We start from the raw sequence: 6,744 nt of genomic DNA on the forward strand, positions 1-6,744 counted from the left end.
CCCCCACCGCCACCGCCCCCGCCCCGGGCCTGTTCCACCATGTCGAGCTCTGGGTCGAGGACCTGGCGCTGACCGAGGCGCAGTGGGGCCCGGTGCTGCTGGCGCTGGGCTGTGAGCCGTTCCAGCGCTGGGAGCACGGCCGCAGTTGGCGGCTCGGCCCGGCGTACCTGGTGGTGGAGCAGTCGCCGGCGCTGCTCCCCGGCGGGCACCAGCGGCTGCGCGCCGGGCTGAACCACCTGGCGGTGCACGGATCGCGGGCGGCGGTGGACGCCGCGCTGGCGGCCGGCTGGCAGCTGCGGGTGGACACCGGTACGGCGGTGCACCTGATCGACGGTCAGGGCTTCGAGCTGGAGATCGTGCTCGGCTGAGCCTGCCCGGCCGCCCTGGTTGCCCCGGCTGAGACCGTCCGGCTGGCACGGCCGGGGCCGCCCGGATGACGCACCGCCACTCCGCCACGGAGTCAACTCGGCGACTCCCAGGTTCTCCAGGGGAAAATTCATGCTCCGCCCGGCGGCAACTTTGGCATGACCACTATTCGGTTGGGCTACTGGCTGGTATCCAGAATGTGACCCACGTCACTCCACCGGAGGTGCTCATGCGCCATGTCCGTAGCCGTGCCCTGCCCGCAACCCTTGCGGCGGTGCTCCTCTCCCTCGTCACGCTGACCGCCGCCACCGACGCCAGTGCGGCGGCCGCCCGGTACGCGGCACTCGGTGACTCCTACTCCGCCGGTGTCGGTGCCGGCAGCTACCTGAGCGACAGTGGCAGCTGCAAGCGCAGCACCAACGCCTACCCCTATCTCTGGAAGAACGCCCACGGGCCGTCGGCCTTCTCCTTCGTGGCCTGCTCGGGCGCGCGCACCGGTGACGTGCTCAACAACCAGCTGTCGGTGCTGGACTCCTCGACCACGCTGGTCAGCATCACCATCGGCGGCAACGACGCGGGCTTCGCGGACACCATGCAGACCTGCGTGCTCAACAGCGAGAGCGCCTGCCTGAGCGCGGTCGCCGCCGCGAAGAACTACGCCACCACCACGCTGCCCGGCAAGCTCGACCAGGTCTACACGGCGATCCACAGCAAGGCCCCGAACGCGCACGTGGTGGTGCTCGGCTACCCCCACCTCTACAAGATCGGCGGAAGCTGCATCTTCGGCATCGGCGACACCAAGCGGGCGGCCATCAACGGCGCCGCCGACACCCTGGACGACGTGATCGCCAAGCGGGCGGCCAACGCGGGCTTCACCTTCGAGGACGTCAGAGGGCTCTTCACCGGCCACGAGATCTGCGCCAGCGGCACGGTGTGGCTGAACAGCACCACGCTCCCGGTCGACGAGAGCTACCACCCGAAGGCGGCCGGCCAGTCGGGCGGCTACCTGCCGGCCTTCACCGCCGGCGCCGGTCCGGAGGTTCCAGGGGACGTCAGCGCAGGTAGTCGACCAGCCCGGCCGGCCTCAGCCCGGCCGCGTCGGCCGCGTCCAGTGCCCGTTGCAGGTCGGCGGCGAGCGTGTCGGTGAAGTGCAGCAGCACCACGTCGCCGGGCCGGAGCGGGCCGCCGTGGTAGACGGTGGACTGCCCCCAGCTGAAGTCGGCCGTCGCGGTCAGCACGTACCGGATCCCGCAGTTGGCGGCGGCCTGCAGGGTGTCGGCGTTCCAGGTCAGGTACGGCGGCCGGAAGATGGTCGGGGTGGAGCCGAACCGCCGCACCTGGGCGTCCCGGGCGGAGCAGATCTCGGCCTGCTGCTCGGCGGCGGTGAGGGTGGTCAGGTCGCGGTGCGAGACGCTGTGGTCCTGGATCGAGGACCCGGCCGCCGAGGTGACCTCCCGGAAGTAGTCGGGCTGGTTGCCGGCCGCCATCGGGAGCGGGAAGGCGGTCACCGGCAGGGCGCGGTCGGCGATCAGCCGGGCAGCCTCCGCGGTGGGCTGCCAGCCGTCGTCGACGGTGAAGAAGACCACCCGGTCGGTGGTGGGCGCGTTCCAGGTGGCGGTGGCCGGTGCAGGTGCGGCGCCGGACAGCTCCACGTCGTCGGCCGCGAACGTCCCCTGGCCGTACCAGCCGTGCAGGTAGAGCCGGACGCTGGTGGTGTCGGCGCCGGTGGTGAAGGCGGTGGTGAGCCGCTGCCAGCCGTCGCCGGTGCCGGGCGTCCAGGCCGGCGCGACGTCGTGGCCGGTGCCGGTGGCGCCCAGGAAGACGTAGGAGCCGCGCACCCAGGCGGACAGGGTGTAGTGGGAGCCGGGTCTGACCGAGACGGTCTGGGCGCACTCGCCGGTGGAGTCCTCGGCCGCCGGCGTCACGGACAGGGCCGAGGCCCCGCCGTGGGCGGAGCCGGTGAGGGTGGCCTCGCCGGCCCCGCAGGTCCAGCCGGGGATCGAACCCCAGTCGCCCAGCGGCAGGGTGGGGATCTCGAATCCGGGATTGGTGGCCAGGTCGACGGCGGGCGGCTGATCCGCCCGGGCGGCGGGGGCGGTGAGCCCGAGGACGGCCAGGGCGGCGCCCGCCGCGCAGGCCGCGGCGCGGCGCAGAACTGTGGACACGGAGCAACTCCTGTGTGGGGGAGGAGAGATCGTTGCTCCCGGAGGGGCGGGAGGAAGGGGATCGGTGAGGCCGCACCCGGACCGAGGGCAAACAATGGACCGCACCGGACGCCCCGTCAAGACGCCCGTGGGTCACCCCACGTCACGGCCGTCACCCGGCGTAGAGCTCCTCGATGTCCTCGGCGTAGCGCTGCACGATGGCATGCCTGCGGAGCTTCAGCGACGGGGTGAGTAGACCGTCCTCCACCGCGAACTCCTTGGGCAGCAGCCGGAAGGCGCGGATCGACTCGGCCCGGGACACCGTGGTGTTGGCGCCCGCCACCGCCCGCTGCACCTCGGCGTGCAGCTCGGGGTCGACCAGCGCGGCCCACGGGTCGAGCTGCTCCCGCCCGCGGGTCTTCAGCCAGTGTGCCAGCGCCTGCGGGTCCAGGGTGATCAGCGCGGCCACGTACGGCCGGTTGTCGCCGACCACCAGGCACTGGGCCACCAGCGGGTGAGCCCGGACCCGTTCCTCGAGTGCGAAGGGGGCCAGGTTCTTCCCGCTGCTGGTGACGATCAGCTCCTTCTTGCGGCCGGTGATGGTGAGGTAGCCGTCCTCGTCCAGCGCGCCCAGGTCGCCGGTGCCCAGCCACCCGTCGTACAGCGCCTGGCCGGTGCAGACCGGGTGGTTGAGGTAGCCGGCGAAGACGGTGGCGCCGCGCACCCAGACCTCGCCGTCCTCGCCGATGGCGACCGAGGTGCCGGGGATCGGCGGCCCGACCGTGCCGAACTTCGGCTTCCCCGGCGGGTTGACGGTCACCGCGGCGGTGCTCTCGGTCAGCCCGTACCCCTCGTAGACGGTGATCCCGACGCCGGCGAAGAAGAGGCCGAGCTCCCGGCTCAGGCTGGAGCCGCCGGACATCGCGCTGCGCACCCGGCCGCCGAGCACGGCCCGCAGCCGCTGGTACACCATCCGGTCGTAGGCGCCGTGCCGCAGCCTGAGCCGGGCGCTCGGGCCGGGCCCGTGGCCGAGCGCGCGCTGCTCCCGGGCGGCGGCCCACTCCACCGCCACCTCGGCTGCCTGCTCGAAGAGTTCGAGCCGTCCGTCGCTCTCGGCCGCCTCCCGGGCGCGCTGGTGGATCTTCTCGAAGATGTACGGCACGGCGTGCAGGAAGCTCGGCCGGAACGCGGCCAGGGCCGGCAGCAGCGAGTCGGTGGTCAGCTTGGCGTGGTGGCCGAGCCGGATCCCGCCGCGGACCGCCGCGACCTGGACCACCCGCCCGTAGACGTGGGCCAGCGGCAGGAACAGCAGGACCGCCGGCGGGACGCTGCCGCTGTCCCGGAACACCTCGCCCCAGCCGGCGAGCAGGGTGTCCGCCTCGGCGGCGAAGTTGCCGTGGGTGAGCAGGCAGCCCTTGGGCCGGCCGGTGGTGCCCGAGGTGTAGATGACGGTCGCCAGGTTCTCCGGGCCGACGCCGAGGCGCTGCCGGTGCACCAGTGCGTCCGGCACGCTGCGGCCGTCCTCCACCAGCGCCGCCACGCAGCCGCGGTCCAGCTGCCAGATGCCGTTCAGGTCGGGCAGTGCGTCGCAGATCGCCCCGATCGTCATGGCGTGGTCCTCGTCCTCCACCACGCAGGCGACGGCCTGGGTCTCGGCGAGGATCCAGCGGACCTGCTCGGCGGCGGCGGTCGGGTAGACCGGCACCGGGATCGCGCCGATCGACCACAGCGCATAGTCGAAGAGGGTCCACTCGTAGCGGGTCGCGGACATCACCGCGACCCGGTCGCCGTACCGGACCCCGCGGGTGAGCAGCCCCTTGGCCAGCGCCAGCACCTCGTCGCGGAACTCCAGCGCCGTCACCGGCTGCCAGCGGCCCTCGCTCCAGCGGGACAGCTGCACCAGGCCCGGTGTGCGTTCGGCGGTGTCGTACACGGTGTCGGCGAGACCGCCGGCGGCGGCCCCGGCCAGGGCCGGGCTGCTGAACTCGCGCACGCTGCCCCCGATCCGGTGTCCGAGCGGTTCCACGGCCCCCAGGGGTGGGCCAGGGGTCGGCCGGGGGGCGGACTGCTGCGAAGTTACCCGATCGCCGGATCGCTGCCCAGAGCTGCCGCCGACCTGATCGTGATCGGCATGTGCCAACCCGTGAACGGCACTTGTGGCGGCCTCCGGTGCCCGGCCGGACGGATCGGACATCGCAGGCAAATGAGGATGATCGCGGCAGCATCGGTGACATTGCCAAATCACCCTTCGAACAGGTGGTCAGGGAGTAGTAAGCTCACGCAGATCCAGCGGCCCGGCCCCCACGGCGGACCGTCCCCACCTGCCCCGCGAGGCGTCCTCCGGCCGTCCCGCCCGCACCCTGTCCGCGCCTGGCCCACCCCATCCGAGGACCCCATGCGTCTGCGCAGCAGCTCGATCCGCGCGAGGATCATCGCGCTGCTCATGGTGCCCATCGTGGCACTGACCGGGCTGTGGGTGTACGCAACACTGGTGACCACCTGGAACGTCTGGAGCCAGCTCGACGTCACCTCCACCTACCGGGCCTTCGGCGCGCCCTCCGACCAGTACGCCCGCGACCTGCAGGCCGAGCGCTGGGCCGCCGTGCTGCGGGTCGCCGACCCCGGGTCCCGGACCGCCGCCGACTCCTACCTCCAGGCGCAGGCCGTCACCGACCGGGACCTGCAGCTGCTGCGCTACCAGTCGGGCAGCGCCGAGGCCGCCAAGCTCGACGCCGACCAGCGGGTCAAGTTCCACGAGGTGCTGGCGATGGCGGACCAGCTGGCCGGCATCCGCAGCCGGGCCGGGCAGGGCAAGGACGGCTGGGAGACGGTCATCACCGACTACGGCGACCTGGTCCAGCCGGTCTTCACCTTCCGGGCCGCCTTCGGCTCCGGCCAGACCGGCGACCTGTCCCGGCAGGACACCGTCCTCATCGAACTGTCCCGGGCCCGCGAGTACCTGTCCCGCGAGGCCGCCGCCATGGAGGCGCTGCAGCTCACCAGGGACCCCGACGACCGCAAGGTCCAGGCGACCCTGGACAGCATGCACAGCCAGCAGGCGCTGTTCCGGATCTACCTGCCCGAGCTGAACGCCCAGGACCGCGGCGACTACCTGAACCTGCAGAGCGGCGTCGACTGGAGCGCGCTGGCCCGCTCCGAACGCGCCTTCGACCAGGCCGACAACCGCGTCACCGAGGCCAAGGGCAGCGCGGGCGACGCCTGGCACGACACCGCCGACCGGGTGCTGGCCGACCTCGCCACGCTGAACACCCGGGTGGACGCGGCCAACGCCGACCGGGCCCGGTCCTACGCGGTGAACTCGCTGGTGCGCGGCGGCATCGCCGGCGCCGTCGGCCTCGCCGCGGTGGTGCTGTCGATCGTCATCTCCTTCCGGATCGGCCGCAAGCTCGCCCGCGAGCTGGTCTCGCTGCGCAACGCGGCGCTGGAGATGTCCGGCGCCAGGCTGCCCTCGGTGATGCTGCGGCTGCGCCGCGGCGAGGCCGTCGACACCGCCGCCGAGGTGCCGGAGCTGGACTTCGGCTCGGCCGAGATCGGGCAGGTCGGCCGCGCCTTCAACGAGGTGCAGCGGGTGGCCGTCGAGGCGGCGGTCGAGCAGGCCGAACTGCGGCGCGGCGTCTCCGCGGTCTTCGTCAACCTGGCCCGGCGCAGCCAGGTGCTGCTGCACCGCCAGCTGACCCTGCTGGACGCGATGGAGCGGCGCACCGAGGACCCGGCCGAGCTGGAGGACCTGTTCCGGCTGGACCACCTGACCACCCGTATGCGGCGCCACTCCGAGGGCCTGATCATCCTCTCCGGCGGTTCGCCCGGGCGCGCCTGGCGCAAGCCGGTGCGGATGGTGGACGTGGTGCGGGCCGCGGTCGGTGAGGTCGAGGACTACGCCCGGGTGATCGTCCGGCCGTTCCCCGGCACGGGCCTGCTGGGCAGCGCGGTGGCCGACGTCACCCACCTGATCGCCGAGCTGGTGGAGAACGCCGCGGTGTTCTCCCCGCCGCACACCCAGGTCACGGTGCAGGGCGAGGTGGTCGCGCACGGCTTCTGCCTGGAGATCGACGACCGCGGTCTCGGGCTCAGCGAGCAGGCGCTGGAGGACATCAACCAGCGGCTCGCGGTGGAGCAGGAGTTCGACCTCGCCGACACCGACCGGCTCGGCCTGTTCGTGGTCAGCCGCCTGGCCCGGCGGCACGGCATCCGGGTGCACCTGGGGCCCTCGCCG

Annotated in this window: 5 protein-coding genes; 3 read left to right on the plus strand and 2 right to left on the minus strand. The window is 72.9% G+C overall.

The window, feature by feature from the left end; translation table 11 throughout:
- Window positions 1-29 precede the first annotated feature (29 nt).
- Together AA75_RS18015 and AA75_RS18020 are read left to right on the plus strand one after the other, a co-directional pair.
- The gene (locus AA75_RS18015; RefSeq protein ID WP_033821102.1) at window positions 30-368 is read left to right on the plus strand and encodes a hypothetical protein; all 339 of its coding nucleotides are present in this window, start codon (window positions 30-32) and stop codon (window positions 366-368) included.
- A gap of 272 nt (window positions 369-640) precedes the next feature.
- A complete protein-coding gene (locus AA75_RS18020) occupies window positions 641-1,513 on the plus strand; it encodes an SGNH/GDSL hydrolase family protein (protein WP_304441496.1) in 873 nt (290 codons plus the stop codon).
- Here the strand turns inward: AA75_RS18020 and AA75_RS18025 are convergent.
- Together AA75_RS18025 and AA75_RS18030 are read right to left on the minus strand one after the other, a co-directional pair.
- Entirely contained in the window at window positions 1,419-2,531 is a 1,113-nt protein-coding gene (locus AA75_RS18025; RefSeq protein WP_051812692.1) for a polysaccharide deacetylase family protein, read from the minus strand. The genes AA75_RS18020 and AA75_RS18025 overlap by 95 nt on opposite strands.
- Before the next feature lie 151 nt (window positions 2,532-2,682).
- Window positions 2,683-4,503 (minus strand): long-chain fatty acid--CoA ligase, encoded by a 1,821-nt coding sequence (locus AA75_RS18030; protein ID WP_033821100.1) that lies wholly within the window; start codon window positions 4,501-4,503, stop codon window positions 2,683-2,685.
- A 402-nt stretch (window positions 4,504-4,905) separates the two neighbouring features.
- Between AA75_RS18030 and AA75_RS18035 the strand changes: the two genes are divergently transcribed.
- A partial coding sequence (locus AA75_RS18035; protein ID WP_033821101.1) for a nitrate- and nitrite sensing domain-containing protein occupies window positions 4,906-6,744 on the plus strand: 1,839 nt, incomplete at its 3' end.

This window comes from Kitasatospora sp. MBT63, assembly GCF_000710465.2.
Taxonomy (GTDB): Bacteria; Actinomycetota; Actinomycetes; order Streptomycetales; family Streptomycetaceae; genus Kitasatospora.